We start from the raw sequence: 17,188 nt of genomic DNA, 5'->3' as shown, positions 1-17,188 counted from the left end.
CACGATCGGCGGAAGAGAGTTCCGGCGGGCATCACCGCAGGCGATGCTCCCGCCGGACCGTCGGCCGGCCCGCCGCACGGTGGCCTAAGCTGGGATCCGTGCTGACAGTTGCGGAGAAGAGCGCGCGCCGGTTCGCCGCCGAGACGCCGCTGGGACGGACCCGACGTGCTCGGAGGATCAACCGGGTCCTGGCCGAGGCGCACCCCGACGCCGCCTGCGAGCTCGATTTCGACACGCCGTTCCAGCTCCTCGTCGCCACCGTGCTCTCCGCCCAGACCACGGACGTGCGGGTGAATCGGGTGACCCCGGTGCTGTTCGCCGCCTACCCGGACGCCCCCGCGTTGGCCGCCGCCGAACTCCCCGACGTCGAGGAGATCATCCGCCCCACCGGCTTCTTCCGCGCCAAGGCCCGCAACATCGTCGCCCTGGCACGGGACCTCGTCGACGACCACGACGGCGAGGTGCCCGCCGACCTCGACGCGCTCGTCGCGCTGCCGGGGACGGGCCGGAAGACCGCGCTCGTCGTGCTCGGCAACGCCTTCGGCGTGCCCGGGCTCACCGTCGACACCCACGTCGGCCGGCTCGTGCGACGCCTCGGCCTCACCGCCGCGACCGACCCGGTGGCCGTCGAGCGGGACGTCGCCGCTCTCTACCCGCCGCGCGACCTCACCATGCTGTCGCACCGACTGATCTTCCACGGCCGTCGGATCTGCCACTCGCGCCGCCCGGCCTGCGGCGCCTGCCCGCTCATGCGGCTGTGCCCGAGCTTCGGGATCGGCGAGCCCGACCCGGAGAACGCCCAGGCACTCGTGCGCACCGCGACGGCGGTGCAGCTCGACCGCGCCGCGCGGACGGGACCGGACGCGGCGGGACGGGCGCCGGGGGAGCCGGCGGCACGGGGATCCGCACCGTCCGGTGCCGGGCCGAGAGGAGACGCGTCCGCATGACGACCGAACCCACAGATCCGCGTCCGCACCCGGACCCGGCCCGCCGCGCGCTCGAGGCGCTGCCCGGCTCGATGGGCAACGAGCAGTGGCTGCGCCGTCGGCATGCCCAGCCGGACGAGATCGTGCGCGAGGCCTCGGTCCTCATGCTGTTCGGCCGCGGGGTGCCGCCGCGCACCCCGGCCGGACAGGCGGAGGCGGAGCGCCTCGACGCGCTCGGGGTCGCCGACGTCGACGTGCTGCTCCTCGAGCGCGCCTCGACCCTGCGGCACCACCCCGGGCAGGTCGCGTTCCCCGGCGGCGGCCGGGACCCCGAGGACGTGGACGCCGTGGCCGTCGCCCTGCGCGAGGCGGAGGAGGAGACCGGGCTCGACCCGCACGGCATCGACGTCATCGGCACCATGGACCCGCTGTTCATCCCGGTGAGCCGCTTCGACGTGACCCCGGTCATCGCCTGGTGGCCGGACCCCACCGAGGTGCGGGTGATGGACCACGGGGAGTCCGCCCGGGTGTACCGCGTGCCGATCGCCGACCTCGTGGCCCCGGCGAACCGCGGCACCTTCTCACCGCCGGACCGGGCCTATTCGACCCCGGCGTTCGACGTCGGCGTGCTGCGCGTGTGGGGCTTCACCGCGGGACTGCTCGAGTTCGCCCTCGAGGAGCTCGGCTGGGCGAGCGACTGGGACCGCGAGGCCTACATCCACATCCAGCTCTGACACCCACCCGAGACAGCGATATCCCGCGGTTCCTGTGAAGGAATCCGCGGGATATCGCAATCTCGCACCGCCCGATCAGCGATTCGCTCGGGCGTGACCGAACCGGGGCAGTGCCGTCGGACGCGCCCGGCCGGGAGCCGGCCGTGGGCTCAGTAGCGGGGGCCGCTCGGGTTGGTGAGCGAGCGCTTGAGCGCCTCGACGGCGGACTTCCCACCGTTGATCGCCGAGGTGGGGGTCGGGTTGCCCTTCTTGAACAGCGGAATCGCGATCGCGACGAGGATGAGCGCGATGAGTGCGAGGATCCCGAACACGATGAGGAAGCTGCCCCACCACGGCCAGCCGAGGCCCTCGTGGAAGGCCGCGGCGCCGGCGAAGATCGCCATGATCGAGGCGAGGAACAGGAGGAAGACCCCGGCGCCGGCGAGCCCGGCTCCGATGCCGAGGTTCTTCGCGCCGGCCTGGATCTCCGACTTCGCGAGCGCGGACTCCTCCTGGGCCAGGGCCTGAGTATCCGCCTTGATGTCCTTGATGAGCTGCGAGATCGACCGCTCGGGCATGGAGGCTCCTTTGAATTCGGTGCGAAACGTACGGATCTGATCCTAGACTAATCCCTCGCCCGACCGCGCACCCACTTGCACGGTGCGGCCGGGCGAGGACCGGGGCCTTACCCCTCGTCGGAGGACTTCTCGCCGGCGACCGAGGCGGAGATGACGTCCATCACCGAGGAGTCGGCGAGCGTCGAGGCGTCGCCCACCTGCCGGTTGTCCGCGACGTCCTTGAGGAGCCGGCGCATGATCTTGCCCGAGCGCGTCTTCGGCAGCTCGTCGACGATGTGCACGCGCTTGGGCTTGGCGATCGGCCCGATCTCGCGGCCCACGTGAGCCCGGAGCTCCTCGACGGTGCCCTCGGTCTGCTCCTCGCCGCCGCGGAGGATGACGAAAGCGACGACCGCCTGGCCCGAGGTCTCGTCCTGCGCTCCGACGACGGCGGCCTCGGCGACGGCCTCGTGGGAGACGAGAGCGGACTCGATCTCCGCGGTCGACAGCCGGTGGCCGGACACATTCATCACGTCGTCGACCCGGCCGAGGAACCAGATGTCGCCGTCGTCGTCGTAGCGTGCCCCGTCGCCGGCGAAGTACATGTTCTCGAACCGCGACCAGTAGGTGTCCTTGAAGCGCTCCGGGTCCCCGTAGATGCCGCGCAGCATCGCCGGCCACGGCTCGGTGATGACGAGGTAGCCCGCGACGTTGCGCTCGACCGGTTCGCCGGTGTCGTCGACGACGGCCACGGAGATGCCGGGCAGGGCGCGCTGCGAGGAGCCGGGCTTGGTCGCGATGACGCCGGGCAGCGGGGCGATCATGTGCGCGCCGGTCTCCGTCTGCCACCAGGTGTCGACGATCGGGCAGCGGTCGCCGCCGATGACGCGGCGGTACCACATCCACGCCTCGGGGTTGATCGGCTCGCCCACGCTGCCGAGCAGGCGCAGCGAGGACAGGTCGTGCTCGGCGGGGATCTCGTCGCCCCACTTCATGGCGGTGCGGATGGCGGTGGGCGCGGCGTAGAGGATCGTCACGCCGTGCTTCGCGACGATCTCCCACCAGCGGCCGCGGTGCGGGGTGTCCGGGGTGCCTTCGTACATCACCTGCGTGGCGCCTGCCGCGAGCGGACCGTAGGCCACGTAGGAGTGGCCGGTGACCCAGCCGACGTCCGCGGTGCACCAGAACACGTCGGTCTCCGGCTTGATGTCGAACACCGTGCGCAGGGCGAACGCGTTCTGCGTGATGTACCCGCCGGAGGTGTGGAGGATGCCCTTGGGCTTGCCGGTGGTGCCGGAGGTGTAGAGGACGAAGAGCGGGTTCTCGGAGTCGAAGGACTCGTACTCGTGGGTGTCGGGCTGCGCGGCGAGCGCCTCGGCCCAGTGGAGGTCGCGCTCGGCGTCGAAGGCGACGTCCTCGCCGGTGCGCTCGACGACGAGCACCTTCTCCACCGGGGTGTCCCCGCCGGCGAGCGCCTCGTCCACGGCGGGCTTGAGAGCCGAGGGCTTGCCGCGCCGGTAGCCGCCGTCGGCGGTGATGACGACCTTGGCCTGGACATCGAGGATGCGGGAGCACAGGGCGTCGGAGGAGAACCCGCCGAACACCACGGAGTGGGCGGCGCCGAGGCGCGCGCAGGCGAGCATCGAGATCACGGCCTCCGGGATCATCGGGAGGTAGATCGCGACCCGGTCGCCCTGCACCACACCGAGCGCTGCGAGCGCGTTCGCCGCGCGGCTGACCTCGCGCTGGAGGTCGGCGTAGGTGATCGTGCGGGTGTCGCCAGGCTCGCCCTCGAAGTGGATGGCGACGCGGTCGCCGTGGCCGGCCTCGACGTGGCGGTCGACGCAGTTGTAGGCGACGTTGAGCTTCCCGCCGACGAACCAGCGGGCGAACGGGGGGTCGGACCAGTCGAGGGTGTCGGTGAAGTCGGTGTCCCAGGAGATGAGCTCGCGGGCCTGCTCGGCCCAGAATCCCAGGCGGTCCGCGGCGGCCTCGTCGTAGAGGCCGGCGGTGGCGTTGGCCTGCGCTGCGAACTCCGCGCTCGGCTCGAACGTCTGTTCCTCGCCGTGCTGCCGGTCCTGTGATGTCGTGTTCGTCATGCTTCCCTCCGACGGTGAGAGTGAGAGGCCCGGGGTACCCGCGCTCACGCCCCGGCGGCGTTGCCGGGCACGTTCGCACTGTACAACGAGTCCCGGACACGGGTTAAGCCCGCACACGGTTCCCGAACGGCTGTCGGGTCGGATCGGGTCCCGCTCCCGAGGTGCCCTCCCGCGAGTGCGGAATCCGGGCCTGGGTGCCGCATCCGGTGTGCAAGACTCGGGGTAGTTTGTCAGGATGTGAGCGAGAACGTCCCGGGACCGGTCACGGCCGCCGGAAGCCTCCGAAGGAGTTTCGAACGATGAGCACCCCCTATCAGCCCTCCGGCTCCGAGCCGCAGTGGGGCCAGCAGCCCGGTCCCTACGGAGCACCCGGTCCCCAGTCCTCCGGCGCCCAGCAGCCGGGCCCGTGCGGTGCGCAGCCCGGAACTCCGGGCCCGCAGTCCGACGTCCACGGTGACCAGACCGGCGGCCCCGGCCCAGCGTACGGTTCCCAGGCGGGACAGGCGTACGGTTCGCAGCCCGCCGGGCAGTACGGCTCCCAGCCTGCCCAGGCCTATGGCTCCCAGCCGGGACAGGCGTATGGTTCCCAGCCTGCCGGACAGTATGGTTCCCAGCCCGGTCAGGCCTATGGTTCGGGTCCAGTGCAGGCCTACGGCTCCCAGCCGGGTCCCTACGATGCTCAGCAGGCCGGTGGTCCCGCCGGCTACGGCCAGCCCGGTTACGGGCAGGCGGGTTACGGGCAGGCGCCGGTCAAGGAGAAGAAACCCGGCGCCGGGATCATCGGTCCGCTCACGCTGCGCGACATCCTCCTTCTCGTCGGCTCCCTGTTCGCGCTCATCGCACTCGTCACCCCGGTGCTCGGATTCGCATTCGGCGAGGGCTTCCGGGAGAGGACATGGATCTGGTCCTGGATGCCGAACTTCTCCTGGAATGGATTCGCCCTGATGTGGCTCATCCTCGGCATGCTGACGATCCTCGCCGCCGGAATCCTCACCCTGCTCAACAAGGTGGTCCGCGGCTTCCCGCAGCGGATCGGCTCGCTCAGCCCCGATCAGCTCATCGCGGTGCTCACCGCCGTGGGCTTCGCGACGAACTTCCTCGTCCTCGTCACCTCGGTGCAGCATTTCCACGTCGGCGGATGGTTCGCCTTCCTCGGTTCGCTCATCGCGTTCTTCGCCGGGGTGCTCACCGTGATCCCGTTCCTCGGCTCCGAGTTCACCGCCCGCGCCGAAGCGCCCGCCCACCCCAAGGCCCGCCCGGTCACCCGCAGCACCGCTGCGAACGCCGGCGCCCAGCCCTACGGTTCCGCCCCGCAGGCCTATGGCCAGCAGGGCCAGCAGGCGCACGGCCAGCAGGGCGAGTCGGCGCAGGGCTTCGGGGCACTCGGCCACAGCGGCGCAGTCGCCGGCGACCAGTACGGCTCCGGTCCGGCGGGCAACCAGTACGGCCCGGGCACTGTCGGCCAGCAGTACGGTTCCGGTCCGCAGGGCTACGGTTCCGGTCAGTTCGGCGTCGACGCCCAGCACCAGGCTCAGCCCTACGGCTCCGGCCCCGTCGGCCAGCAGTACGGCTCCGGCCCGGAGGGATACGGGCAGCAGGCGCAGGGCCAGCAGTTCGGATCGGGCCCGCAGGGTGCCTCCGCTCCTGCACTCTCCGACGCCGCGCCGAGCTTCGGTGCGGTCGCCGGAGGAGGCGCGGTGGGCGCAGGTGCCGCCGCAGGATCGGGCGCGCCGGACTCCGACGGCCCGGTGCAGCAGGTGTCGGGCGATGACCAGGCCTATCTCGGCCGTCGCTCGGCCGACGCCCCGGCGCACGCCCAGAACGAGCCCACCCAGTCCTTCATGTCCGGCGACTTCTCGCGCGACGCCGAGGCGGACACCGGCTCTCCGAGGTACGGCAGCGGTTCGACCGCGGCCGGTGCCGCCGACGTCCGCCCGGAGACCGACGGCCCCGTTCCCGCAGCCGACGGTGCACTCGCCGACGACTCCGCAGTGACCGATGGGGCGACCGCCGAGGCCCCTGCAGGAGATCGCGAGACCTCCGACAGCGGTGGATCCGCGGAAGACCCCACGACCGACTCGTCGACCACCGACGCCCCGACTGCCGATACCGGCACCGACGGCGAGTCCACGGTGATGATGTCGGCCGCAGACCTGCAGAACGCCACCGGCGAGGGCGACCCCGCGCCGGAGTCGGCTTCGCCCACCGGCGACTCCGCCCCGGCACCCGCCGTCGGTGAGAGCACCTCGGCCGCCACCTCGGCGGACGACACCGCGCGCCAGGGCTGGGAGAAGCCGGGTGCCCCGGAACAGGCGCAGCGCGAGGCCGCCGAGGAGCCCACCCAGTGGTTCAAGGCCTTCGACTACTCGGAGAAGGGCTTCACCCGGATCGAGGACACGGACGCCACCGCCGTCGATTCCGCCGCGCCCGCCGGTGGGGACCAGGCCCAGCAGTCGCAGTACGGATACCAGGCCGCCCAGCAGGACCAAGCCGCCCAACAGGACCAGCAACAGGACCAAGCCGCCCAACAGGACCAGCAACAGGACCAGGCCGCCCAGCAGGACCAGGCGCAGCAGGACCAGGCGCAGCCGGTCCAGCAGGCCTTCTGGTTCGCCGTGCCGGAGCCCCGCGACGCCGTCGACCCCGCGACCGGGTTCCCGGCGTTCACCGTCACCCCCGGTGAGTGGTTCCTCGCGCTGTCGGACAACGGCGGGGAGTTCACCGTCCGCAACACCGACGGCCGCGAAGGCATCCTCCGCAACACCGAGGGCATCCAGCGTGGCTGAGCATGAGTGAGCTCGGCTCCGCGCTGCGTGCCCTGGCCGCTCTCGACCCGGTGGACGAGGCCGTGACCAGGGCACGCAATGCGTGCACGGAGCTGCGCTGGCACAACGCGCTGCGCAAGCGGATGCCCGAGTGCCGCGTCGAATCCACGGTGCGCGCCGCCCGCGCCTCGTCCGCGCTCGAGGGTGCCCGCTATCCCATCGCCTACGTGCGCGAGGTGATCGGCGCCGGGCGCGAGGTGCCCGATGACATGTCCGGCACCCAGCTGTCCGCCGCCGTGCGCGTCGCCGCGGTCGCCCAGGAGTACTCGGAGCGGCCCGACGCGCTGCGCGGCGGGCTCGCTCACATCCTCTCCAAGCTCTCGCTCGCGGCCGGCGCCGGTCTCGTGCCCGACGAGCAGCTCGGCCGCCCCCGGCTCGCCGGCGAGGTGCCCGGCGACCTCGGCGGGCTGCCGCCGGCCCCGGGGCCCGAGGAGCTCGCCGACCGCCTCGGGCAGCTCGACGCGCTGCTGGCCGACCCGACCCTGCCCGGACTCGTCGTCGCCGCGATCCTCCAGGGCGAGATCATCGCCCTGCGCCCGTTCGTGATCGGCAACGGGCTCATCGCCCGCGCCCTGTTCCGGATCCAGCTCGTGTCCTCCGGCGTCGACCCCACCGGGGTGGGCGTGCCCGAGGCCGCGTTCCTCTCCGATGTGCAGGGCTACGGCCAGGGCGGGGCGGCCTACACCTCCGGTTCCGACGTGCCCGGGTGGATCGTCTCCTGCGCCACGGCTGTGGAGAAGGGCGCCGGGGAGGGCCGCACCGTGTGCCAGGCCGTCCAGTCCGGGAAGATCCCGCAGAACATCTGACCAGTGACGACACCGCGCGGTTCGTCCTCAGGTCACAGGCCGTCGACGTGAGGTCACAGGTCGCTCGCTGGCGCCGGTCCGTCCACAGGTCGGTGGTCCCGGCGTGCGCCTCGGCGGCCGTCGGCGCACCGTGGGAGCATGCCCCGCATCGCGCTCCTCACCCAGCTCCCCAGCCTCGTCGACCACTGCGCAGCGATCGCCGACAGCATCGGCATCACCCTCGACGTGCTCGCCCCGCAGTCCGGCGGGTGGCAGGGCGCCGTCCTCATCCTGCTCGGTGAGGACGTCGTCGACCCGCCCCAGGCCGCCGGCGTGCCCACCGTGCTCATCGCCCCGGCCGAGGCGCACGACGCCTGGTCGAACGCCGCCCGGCTCGGCGCGGACCACGTCGCCCTCCTGCCGGCGGCCGGGGAATGGCTGACCCAGCGGATGATCACCGCGGTCGAACCCCCGGCCGCCCCGGCCACGACGATCGGCGTCGTCGCCGGGTCCGGCGGGGCGGGCGCCTCGGTGCTCGCCTGCGCGCTCGCCCGGCAGGCCGCCGGCCAGTCGATCGCGACCGTCCTCCTCGACGCGGACCCGTTGGGCGGGGGCCTCGACCTCGTGCTCGGCTGCGAGGACATCCCGGGGCTGCGCTGGCCGGCGCTCACCGCCTCGAAGGGCCGACTGCGACCCTCGACGCTGACGCAGGCGCTGCCGCGCTTCGACGACCTCGCGATCCTGTCCTGGGACCGGGAGGGCCGTGAGGAGCTCACCGGGGAGGTGTTCGACGCCGTCCTCACCGCCTCCCAGCAGGCCTTCGACCTCGTCATCGTCGACCTGCCCCGCCACGCCCCGGCCGCGTGGGCGCGCGCCTGCCACCACCTCGTGCTCGTCACCCCGGCCCGGGTGCGCGCCGCGGTCGCCGCCGCCCGCGTCGCCCGCCGGCTCGCCGAGGTCCACCCCGGGGTGCGCCTCGTCGTGCGGGAGTCCGACCGGTTCGGCCTCGACCCGCACCTCGTCGCCGACACCATCGGGCTCGACCTCGCCGGGACGCTCACCGACGACGGCGGGCTCGCCGCCCGGATCGACCGCGGGGAGGGGATCCCCGCCGGTCGCACCCGCCTGGGCCGGTTCGCCGAGGACCTCCTCGCAGACCTCCTCGCCCTCGATGCGGCGGCCGGGATCGCCTCATGAGCGAGTGGATCGAGCCCGCCCTCATCGCCGAGGTGCGCGACCACCTGCTCGAGAACCCGGGGCCGGTGACCGCCTCGGCCGTGGCCACCGCCGTGCAGCGCACCGGCCGGGTGCTCGGCGCCGGCGCCCTGCTCGAGCTCGTGTCCCGGATCTCCGCGCAGCTCGCCGGGGCCGGGCCGATCCAGCCGATCCTCGACGCGCCGGGTACCACCGACGTGTTCGTCAACGGCCCGCGCGACATCTGGGCCGATCGCGGGGCGGGTCTCGAACCGGTGCCGATCTCGCTCGGCACCGAATCCGACGTCCGGGCGCTCGCGGTGCGGCTCGCGGGGCTGGGCGGCCGCCGTCTCGACGACTCGAGCCCGCTCGTCGACGTCCGGCTGCCGGACGGGGTGCGCCTCAACGCCGTGATCCCACCGCTGTCCGGGGACACCACCGTGCTGTCCTTCCGCGTTCCGCGCGCCTCCGGCTTCCGCCTCGACGAACTCCTCACCGGCGGGTTCGTGCCGGCGCCGGCCCACGAGCTGCTCCTCGAGGTGCTCGCCCGGAGGGCGAACTTCCTCATCTCCGGGGGCACCGGCTCGGGCAAGACCGTGCTCCTCGGTGCGCTGCTCTCCGAGGTCGCCGCGGATCAGCGGCTGCTCGTCGTCGAGGACTCCCGCGAACTCCTCATCAGTCACCCCCACGTCGTGCAGCTCGCCGCCCGGCAGAGCAATGTCGAGGGCGTCGGCGAGGTCGCGATGACCGACCTCGTGCGCAATGCGCTGCGGATGCGCCCCGACCGGCTCGTCGTCGGCGAGTGCCGCGGTGCGGAGGTCCGCGACATGCTCACCGCGCTCAACACCGGGCACGAGGGCGGGTGCGCGACGATCCACGCGAACACCGCGCAGGCCGTCACCGCCCGGCTCGAGGCGCTCGGTGCGCTCGCCGGGATGAGTCCGGCGGCTGTGCGGTCCCAGATGGCGACAGCGATCGACCTCGTCATCCACGTCCGCCGTGAGGGAAACACCCGCGGCATCGCGCAGATCGCGGTGCCCGCCGCGCACCGCGACACCCGGATCGAGATGCTGCCGGTGTGGGATGCCGGCGACGGGTTCTCCGAGGCGGGAGTGACGGCGGTGCGCCGGCTCCTCGAGCAGCGGGCCGCGACGTGAGCCCGGTCGTGGACTGGAGGGAGGCGCGATGAGCTGGCAGCTGGGCCTGGTCACCGGGCTGCTCGTCGGCTGCGGGTACTGGCTGCTCGCCGATCCCGCCGGTGCCCGGCGCCTGCGCGCGCTGACCTCGCCGCGCCCCCGCGCGAGCGCACCTCGTCGCCGGCGCACCCCGGAGGACCGGCACGCCGCCGCGGTCGCCGTCGTCGACCGGGCCGTCGAGCTGCTCCGCGTCGGCATGCCCCCGTCCGTCGTCATGGCCCAGCTCGCCGGGCTCGCCGAGGATTCCGACCTCGAGCAGGCACTGCTGCGGATGAGCCGCTCGCTCGAGCTCGGCGACCCGCCGCACGAGGCGATCCGCCGTCACACCGGCTCTCTCATCCCGGCAGCGGCCGAGGTGTTCGACGGGATGGCGGCCGTGTGGTTCGTCGCGGAGACCGCCGGGGCGCCGGCTGCCGACATGCTCGCCCGCTACGGCGACACCTGCCGGGAGAAGGCCGACTCCGCCCGTGACAGAGCCGTGGCGCTCGCCGGGCCCGCCTCGACGGTCAAGGTCCTCACCTGGCTGCCGCTCCTGTCACTGGGACTCGGACTGCTCATCGGGACCGACCTCGCCGCACTCCTGTCCTCCGTGCCCGGGCTCATCAGCCTGGGCGGGGGAGCGGTGCTCCTCCTCGTCGGCCGGCTGTGGATGCGGTCCCTGCTGCGGAGGGCGACGGCATGATCCTCCTCATCGCAGCGGTGGCCGGGCTGCTCGTCGGATGCGGCTGGTGGCTGTTCGATCCCGGCGCGGACACCCGGCTGAAGTCGCTTCTCGGGGCACCGCGGGGCGGTCGTGGGAAGAGCGTCGGGGATTCGGACCGGGGCCGAGGTGCGCGCAGCGGTGCAATGGGAAGTCGGGTTGCGGAAGGCTCGGGCGAGAGGGTGGCGGGTGCCGGAGAGCCGGGCCCGTCGCCGACCTCGGCGATGAGTGCTGTGGACGCGCTCGCCTTCGACCTCGACCTCGTCTCGATCTGTCTGCAGACCGGGTTGCCGACGGAGCGGGCGCTGTCGCTCGCCGCAGCCGCCGGGGGCGACCGGACCGGGCTCGACCGGCTCGGCCGGTCCCTTGCGCTCGGGGAGATCGACGACTCGAACGAGGAGCTCGCCGCGGTCAGCCGGCTCGTCCTCTTCTCCCGCTCCACCGGCGTCGCACTCGCCCCGCTGCTGCGCGGCCTCGCCGGGGACCTGCGGCGCGCGGAGCACCGGCGGCGGCAGATCGCGGCCGCCCGCCTGGGTGTCGAGCTCGTCGTGCCGCTCGGTGTGTGCGTGCTCCCGGCGTTCCTCCTGCTCGGCGTCGTCCCGGTGGTCCTCAGCCTCGTCGACGACCTCGGAGTGCTCTTCGGCTGAGCCGGGCCCGCGGCGGCTGGTCACAGGGGCTCCCGCGGCTGCGACCTCCGGCCTGTGGACAGCCCGCCGCCATCCACAGGCGCAGATGGGCTCTGGTCCGCGGTGCGGCGGCGGCAGAGGATCGGAGGACCATCGGATCTCACGGAAAGGACCCACGATGGACACCACCGCACACACCCCGACGACCACCCCACCCGCAGACGACCCCGCCGCGGCACTCGTACCGACCCGCAGCGCAGCACTCGCCGTGCTCGAGGACGACCGCGGAGCGACGACAGCGGAGTACGCGATCACCACGCTCGCAGCCTGCGGCTTCGCCGCGCTCCTCGTCGTCGTCCTCAAGTCCGACCCGATCAAGGAGGCGATCACCGGCGTGATCTCCACCGCCCTCGGACTGGGGGCCTGAACCGATGTCGGCCGCCCGTGATGACCGCGGTGCCGCGACCGCGGAGTTCGCCATGCTCATGCCCGCGCTCGTGCTCCTCATCGCGCTCATCACGGGTGCCGGCACGATCGGCCTGTCCCAGCTGCGCGCCCACGACGCCGCACGCGCCGCCGCCCGGGAGGCCGCGCGCGGCGAACCCGAACGCACGGTGCGCCACGAGGCGACGGAGAAGGCCGGTGACGGATCCACGGTCGCCGTCCGCCACGAGGGCGGGTACACCACGGTCGAGGTCACGCTGCCGCTGCCGGAAACCCTGCGCTTCGTCCAGGAATCGGTGAGCGCCACCGCCACCGCGCGGACGGAGGGCATCCGGTGATCCGGCCCGGGCACCTCCGCGACGACCGGGGCTCCTCGACGGTGCTCGCAGTGTCGCTCGGCGCAGCGGCACTCACCCTCGTCGCCGGCCTGGGGCTCGGCGCCCAGGCCTTCCTCGCCCACGCCCGCGCCGACGGTGCGGCTGACCTCGCCGCGATCGCCGCCGCCGATGCCGCCCGCGGCATCACCCCCGGTGACCCGTGCGAGATCGCTGCGGAGACCGCGGAGCGCAGCGGAGTGGAGGTCACCGAGTGCATCGCCCGGCCGGACCTCGGCACCGCGAAGGTCGTCACCGAGGTCGACCTCCCAGCTCCGCTCGGGAAGGTCAGCGCGACAGCGGTCGCCGGATCCCCGACCGGGGAGAGCAGGTGAGTAGGGTCTCAGCCGAGGAGTGCGCGCAGGATGCGCACCGCGCCGGCCTTGTCGAGCGGCTCGTTGCCGTTGCCGCACTTGGGCGACTGGATGCACGAGGGACAGCCGGAGATGCACTCGCAGGACTCGATCGCCTCCAGCGTCGCCCGGTGCCAGTCGGTGAAGCAGTCGAAGCCCCGCTCGGCGAACCCGGCACCGCCGGGCTGTCCGTCGTAGACGAACACCGTCGTCATGCCCGTGTCGGCGTGCATCACGGTCGACACCCCGCCCACGTCCCAGCGGTCGCAGCCGGCGAACAGCGGCAGCAGGCCGATCGCGGCGTGTTCGGCGGCGTGCACCGTGCCCGGCACGTCGGCGCGCTCCACCTCGGCATCGGCAAGGAGCTCCGGCGGGGCCGTGAACCACACCGCCTGGGTGCGCAGCGTGCGCTCGGGCAGCTCGAGGGGGTGCTCGGCGAGCACCACCCCCGTGCGCTGCTGCCGCATCTGGTAGGCGACCACCTGGTCGACGACCTCGACCATCCCGGTGAACACCCGCGCGCCGGACGGCAGCGTGATCGAGCGGTCGGTCGACTCGATGCTGATCTCCGTCACCGACTTCGCCTGCGTCGAGTAGTCGACGTTCGCCGCCTCGACGAACGCCACGCGGGCATCGAGGTCGAGCTCGCGCACGGTGAAGGTGCGCCCCTGGTGCATGTACACCGCCCCGGTGTGGCTCTGCGTGTGCGCCCCGGCGTCCTCGATGGTGCCGAGCAGCGTGCCGGTGGACTCCTCGACGATCCGCACCTGTCCGCCGCCGGAGCCGCGGATGTCGGTGAGCGCTGCGGCATCCTCGGCCTTCGCCCAGAACCAGCCTGCCGGGCGCCGCCGGAGCATGCGGGCCTCGGCGAGCGAGGCGAGGACCTGCTCCGCGGTGTCGCCGAACTGCGGCAGATCGGCCTCGGTGAGCGGGATCTCGGCCGCGGCCGCGCACAGGTGCCCGGCGAGCACGAACGGATTGCCGGGATCGATCACCCCGCCGTCCACGGGTGCGCCGAACACCGCCTCCGGGTGGTTGACCACATAGGTGTCGAGCGGGTTGTCGCGCGCGATGAGCACCGCCGCCCACTGCTGTCCGGCCCGGCCGGCGCGCCCGGCCTGCTGCCACAGCGAGGCGAGCGTGCCCGGCCATCCGGCCATGACCACCGCGTCGAGACCGGCGATGTCGATCCCGAGCTCGAGCGCGTTCGTCGAGGCGACCGTGCGGAGCCGGCCGTTGCGCAGGCCGGTCTCGAGCAGCCGGCGCTCCTCGGGCAGGTAGCCGCCGCGGTAGGCGGCGACGGTGCGCGGCAGAGTGGAGTCGACGCGCGCCACCTGGTCGCGGACCGCCTCGGCGAGCGCCTCGGTGCCGCGGCGGGAGGCGATGAACGCGATCGAGCGGAAGCCCGCGCAGGTGAGGTCGGTGAGGAGGTTGGCGGACTCCGCGATCGTGCTCCGCCGGGACGCATCCGTGCCGGTGGGCTCCTGGGCCCGTTCCGGGTCAGACCCCAGAGCATTGCCGGAGGCAGGTGTGAAGGCCGACTCCCGGGCGGATGGGCCGCGCGAGTCCGCGAACGGGTCGTGCCCCGGGCCACCGACGACGGCGGGATCAGGATCCTCCCATTCCAGGCCCCACGGCTCCGGCAGGAGGGGCGGCTCCCAGAGGACGAAGTCCCCGGCCGCCCGGGGCGAGGCGTCCTCGGTGATCGCGATCGCCTCGCGCCCGGTGATCCGGGCGAACGCCGCGGCGGGGTCGGCCATCGTCGCCGAGGCCCCGACGATCACCGGGTCGGCGCCGTAGTGCCGGGCGACCCGCACCAGCCGGCGGAGGATCAGCGCGACGTGGGAGCCGAACACCCCGCGGTACCGGTGCGCCTCGTCGACGACGATGAAGCGCAGCGTCTTGAACCAGCGGGTGAAGTACCCGTGCCGCGGCAGCACCGATCGGTGGAGCATGTCCGGGTTCGTGAACAGGACGTTCGCATGCTTGCGCGCCCAGGCCTTGTTCGCCTGCGAGGTGTCGCCGTCGAAGGTGCCCGGCCGCAGGCCCCGCAGCACCACCGAGCGGAGCTTCTCGTACTGGTCGGCGGCGAGTGCCTTCGTGGGGGAGAGGTAGAGCGTCGTCGCCGCGCGGGTGGGGATCTCATCCCGGGTGCGGACCACCGAGTCGAGCACCGGCAGCCAGAACCCCAGGGACTTGCCCGAGGCGGTGCCGCTGGCGATGACCACGTCCTCACCCCGGTGTGCCGCGTCCGCGGCCGCCACCTGATGCGTCCACGGCCGGTCGATGCCCGTCGACCGCAGGGCTGCGACCACCTCGTCGTCCGCCCACTCCGGCCAGTCCGCAGTGGTGCCGACGCGGGCCGGGAAGTGCTCGATGTGCCGGATCCGGTCCTCGCGCGCCCCGAAGTCGCCGATGAGATCGAGGAGCGCGGAACGGGAGTCGGACATGGCGCACATTCTCCCACGGGCACCTGCACCGAAGCAGCGGAGTCGACGGCTGGCGGCCGGGCGGATGTGCGACCACGTAGCCTGGTGCGGTGACTCCCTCGCCTGCCTCCGCGCCGCTGCCCCAGCCCGACGTCGCCTGCCTCCGTGCCCTCGCCGAGCGGCTCCGCGCCGCCCAATTCACCCCGGCCGGTCTGCGGGCACTGTGGGGCGTCGACGCCGACGCCGCGCTGCAGCGCAACAACGCGACCCCGGCCCGGCTCCGCCTCCGCGGGAGGAGCGAGCCGCAGGCCGTGCTCGCCGGGCTCTTCGTGCTCCGCGTGCCGCAGCCGGTCACCGCGGTGAGGTCCGCGCTCGGCGAGGAGCTCTGCGATGCCCTCACCGAATCCGGACTGCTCGTACAGATCGCCGGCATGGCCCCTGCGCTCGGTGCCGGGCTTCCCCTGGTCCGTGCTGCAGCGCCGGGTGCTGCGGGGGCGGGCGCCGCTGCTCGGAGTGATTCGAGCTCGGTCCCTGCGGCGCAGGACGACCCGGCCCCGTCCGCCGCCCGCCCGGCGGCCTCGCCGCCGCGGCTCATGTCGCGCCTGGCACTCACCCCCTACGCGGTGCCCACCGGGGTGCCGCGGGGGCAGTGCCCCGGTGATGAGACGGTGTGGCTGTTCTCCGACCACGGCACGCTCACGCAGTCCGAACCGGTGTCCAACGACTTCGTGCTCGGACTCGGCGGAGCCGGCCGGACGCTCGCGGAGATCACCCCGCGCCACCGCGTGCACTCCGCGCTCGACCTCGGCACCGGCTGCGGGATCCAGGCGATCCTCCTGGCCCGCCACGCCGACCGCGTCGTCGCCACCGACTTCTCGATCCGCGCCCTCCACCTCGCGGCGCTCACCGCGCAGCTCAACGGGGTCGAGGAGAGCATCGAGTTCCGGCTCGGCTCCCTGTTCGACCCGGTGCCGGAGTCCTTCGACCTCATCGTGTCCAACCCGCCGTTCGTCATCACCCCGCAGGGCCGCGACGGCCAGCTCGAGTACCGCGACGGCGGGATGGAGGGCGACGGGATCATGCGCACCCTCCTCGCCCAGACGCCCGGCCACCTGCGTCCCGATGGGCACGCGGTGTTCCTCGGCAACTGGGAGTACGGGCCGGACACCGTCGACCCCACCGGCTGGGTGGGCGACGCGCAGACCTCGATCATGGTCATCGAACGCGAGCGGCTCGACCCGGTGGCGTACGCGGAGACGTGGATCCGCGACGGGGGAGTCGCGCGCGCCACCCAGCGCTGGGCCGCCGACACCGAGGCGTGGCTCGCCGACTTCGCCTCCCGCTCCGTCGATCGGATCGGGTTCGGGTGGGTGCGCATGCACCGCCTCCCCGGCGAGGCCTCCGAGCTCGGCGCGACGGCACCCGGCGCCGGATCCGAGGTGGGTACCGGCACCGAGGCCGGTACCGCGAACAGTCATGCCGGCACCGCGAACGCCGATTCTGAAGCCGGCACTGCGGGCAATGACGACGGAAACCCGGGCAGCGACGCAGCGGTGCGGCATTTCGAGGAGCTCGATCAGCCGCTCGGCGCGAACGCCGCCGGTATCGCCGCGCACCTCGACACCCGCCTGGCGATGCTCGAATGGCTCGCCGCGGCCGACGACGCCGAACTCGCGGAGACCGCGTTCGTCCGCTCCGGGGACGTCACCGAGCACCGGCATTTCATGCCGGGCCAGGAGGCGCCGACGATGATCACGATCGAGCAGGGCACCGGCTTCGCACGGACATTCTCCTCCGACGCGGCGCTGTCCGGATTCCTCGGCGTGGCCGACGGCTCGCTCACCCTCGGCGCGGTGGCCGCCGCGCTCTCCGGCCTGCTCGAGGTCGAGGAGTCCGCGCTGCGCGCCCAGCTCATCGCCCAGGTCCGCACACTCGTGCCCGCCGGAGTCGTCTACCCGCAGGTGTGA

Annotated in this window: 15 protein-coding genes; 12 read left to right on the top strand and 3 right to left on the bottom strand. The window is 73.2% G+C overall.

Annotation, left to right across the window (positions count from 1 at the left end):
* Positions 1 to 101: 101 nt before the first annotated feature.
* Together nth and FDF13_RS01270 are read left to right on the top strand one after the other, a co-directional pair.
* Entirely contained in the window at positions 102 to 947 is an 846-nt protein-coding gene (gene nth, locus FDF13_RS01275) for an endonuclease III (protein ID WP_254668949.1), read from the top strand.
* A complete protein-coding gene (locus FDF13_RS01270; protein ID WP_175406796.1) occupies positions 944 to 1,660 on the top strand; it encodes a CoA pyrophosphatase in 717 nt (238 codons plus the stop codon). Before nth ends, FDF13_RS01270 begins: the two co-directional genes overlap by 4 nt.
* Before the next feature lie 149 nt (positions 1,661 to 1,809).
* Here the strand turns inward: FDF13_RS01270 and FDF13_RS01265 are convergent, their stop codons facing one another.
* Both FDF13_RS01265 and acs read right to left on the bottom strand, forming a co-directional pair.
* Positions 1,810 to 2,217: a phage holin family protein gene (locus FDF13_RS01265; protein WP_137318108.1), complete on the bottom strand. Its 408-nt coding sequence runs from the start codon at positions 2,215 to 2,217 to the stop codon at positions 1,810 to 1,812.
* Between the two features lie 107 nt (positions 2,218 to 2,324).
* Positions 2,325 to 4,295 (bottom strand): acetate--CoA ligase, encoded by a 1,971-nt coding sequence (gene acs / locus FDF13_RS01260; RefSeq protein WP_137318107.1) that lies wholly within the window; start codon positions 4,293 to 4,295, stop codon positions 2,325 to 2,327.
* A gap of 299 nt (positions 4,296 to 4,594) precedes the next feature.
* Here acs and FDF13_RS01255 point away from each other — a divergent pair, with 299 nt between their 5' ends.
* The 9 genes from FDF13_RS01255 to FDF13_RS01215 all read left to right on the top strand — a co-directional run bounded on the left by FDF13_RS01255 (position 4,595) and on the right by FDF13_RS01215 (position 12,774).
* Positions 4,595 to 7,081, top strand: coding sequence for a hypothetical protein (locus FDF13_RS01255; RefSeq protein ID WP_137318106.1), 2,487 nt, complete (start codon positions 4,595 to 4,597; stop codon positions 7,079 to 7,081).
* A 2-nt stretch (positions 7,082 to 7,083) separates the two neighbouring features.
* Positions 7,084 to 7,926 (top strand): Fic family protein, encoded by an 843-nt coding sequence (locus tag FDF13_RS01250; protein ID WP_137318105.1) that lies wholly within the window; start codon positions 7,084 to 7,086, stop codon positions 7,924 to 7,926.
* A 138-nt stretch (positions 7,927 to 8,064) separates the two neighbouring features.
* Positions 8,065 to 9,102 (top strand): septum site-determining protein Ssd, encoded by a 1,038-nt coding sequence (ssd, locus tag FDF13_RS01245; protein ID WP_137318104.1) that lies wholly within the window; start codon positions 8,065 to 8,067, stop codon positions 9,100 to 9,102.
* Positions 9,099 to 10,256, top strand: coding sequence for a TadA family conjugal transfer-associated ATPase (locus tag FDF13_RS01240; RefSeq protein ID WP_137318103.1), 1,158 nt, complete (start codon positions 9,099 to 9,101; stop codon positions 10,254 to 10,256). Before ssd ends, FDF13_RS01240 begins: the two co-directional genes overlap by 4 nt.
* Before the next feature lie 28 nt (positions 10,257 to 10,284).
* Positions 10,285 to 10,977, top strand: a complete 693-nt coding sequence (locus FDF13_RS01235; RefSeq protein ID WP_137318102.1) for a type II secretion system F family protein — start codon at positions 10,285 to 10,287, stop codon at positions 10,975 to 10,977.
* Between the two features lie 242 nt (positions 10,978 to 11,219).
* Positions 11,220 to 11,642 carry a type II secretion system F family protein gene (locus FDF13_RS14575; protein ID WP_175406795.1) on the top strand — a complete coding sequence of 141 codons (423 nt, stop codon included), beginning with the start codon at positions 11,220 to 11,222 and terminating at the stop codon, positions 11,640 to 11,642.
* Positions 11,643 to 11,799: 157 nt separating this feature from the next.
* Positions 11,800 to 12,048 carry a DUF4244 domain-containing protein gene (locus FDF13_RS01225; protein ID WP_137318100.1) on the top strand — a complete coding sequence of 83 codons (249 nt, stop codon included), beginning with the start codon at positions 11,800 to 11,802 and terminating at the stop codon, positions 12,046 to 12,048.
* Positions 12,049 to 12,052: 4 nt separating this feature from the next.
* Complete coding sequence (locus tag FDF13_RS01220) at positions 12,053 to 12,403, top strand: TadE family type IV pilus minor pilin (RefSeq protein WP_137318099.1); 351 nt, start codon at positions 12,053 to 12,055, stop codon at positions 12,401 to 12,403.
* Positions 12,400 to 12,774 carry an Rv3654c family TadE-like protein gene (locus tag FDF13_RS01215; RefSeq protein WP_247425478.1) on the top strand — a complete coding sequence of 125 codons (375 nt, stop codon included), beginning with the start codon at positions 12,400 to 12,402 and terminating at the stop codon, positions 12,772 to 12,774. Before FDF13_RS01220 ends, FDF13_RS01215 begins: the two co-directional genes overlap by 4 nt.
* Before the next feature lie 8 nt (positions 12,775 to 12,782).
* On the opposite strand, the gene FDF13_RS01210 is transcribed toward FDF13_RS01215, so the two are convergent.
* Positions 12,783 to 15,242 (bottom strand): DEAD/DEAH box helicase, encoded by a 2,460-nt coding sequence (locus FDF13_RS01210; protein WP_137318098.1) that lies wholly within the window; start codon positions 15,240 to 15,242, stop codon positions 12,783 to 12,785.
* A gap of 89 nt (positions 15,243 to 15,331) precedes the next feature.
* Here FDF13_RS01210 and FDF13_RS01205 point away from each other — a divergent pair, with 89 nt between their 5' ends.
* A complete protein-coding gene (locus FDF13_RS01205; RefSeq protein ID WP_254668851.1) occupies positions 15,332 to 17,188 on the top strand; it encodes a class I SAM-dependent methyltransferase in 1,857 nt (618 codons plus the stop codon).

The sequence above is a fragment of the Brevibacterium sp. CS2 genome (genome assembly GCF_005280295.1).
In the GTDB taxonomy this organism is placed as follows: Bacteria; Actinomycetota; Actinomycetes; order Actinomycetales; family Brevibacteriaceae; genus Brevibacterium; species Brevibacterium pityocampae.
This window is presented reverse-complemented; position numbering and strand designations above follow the sequence as displayed.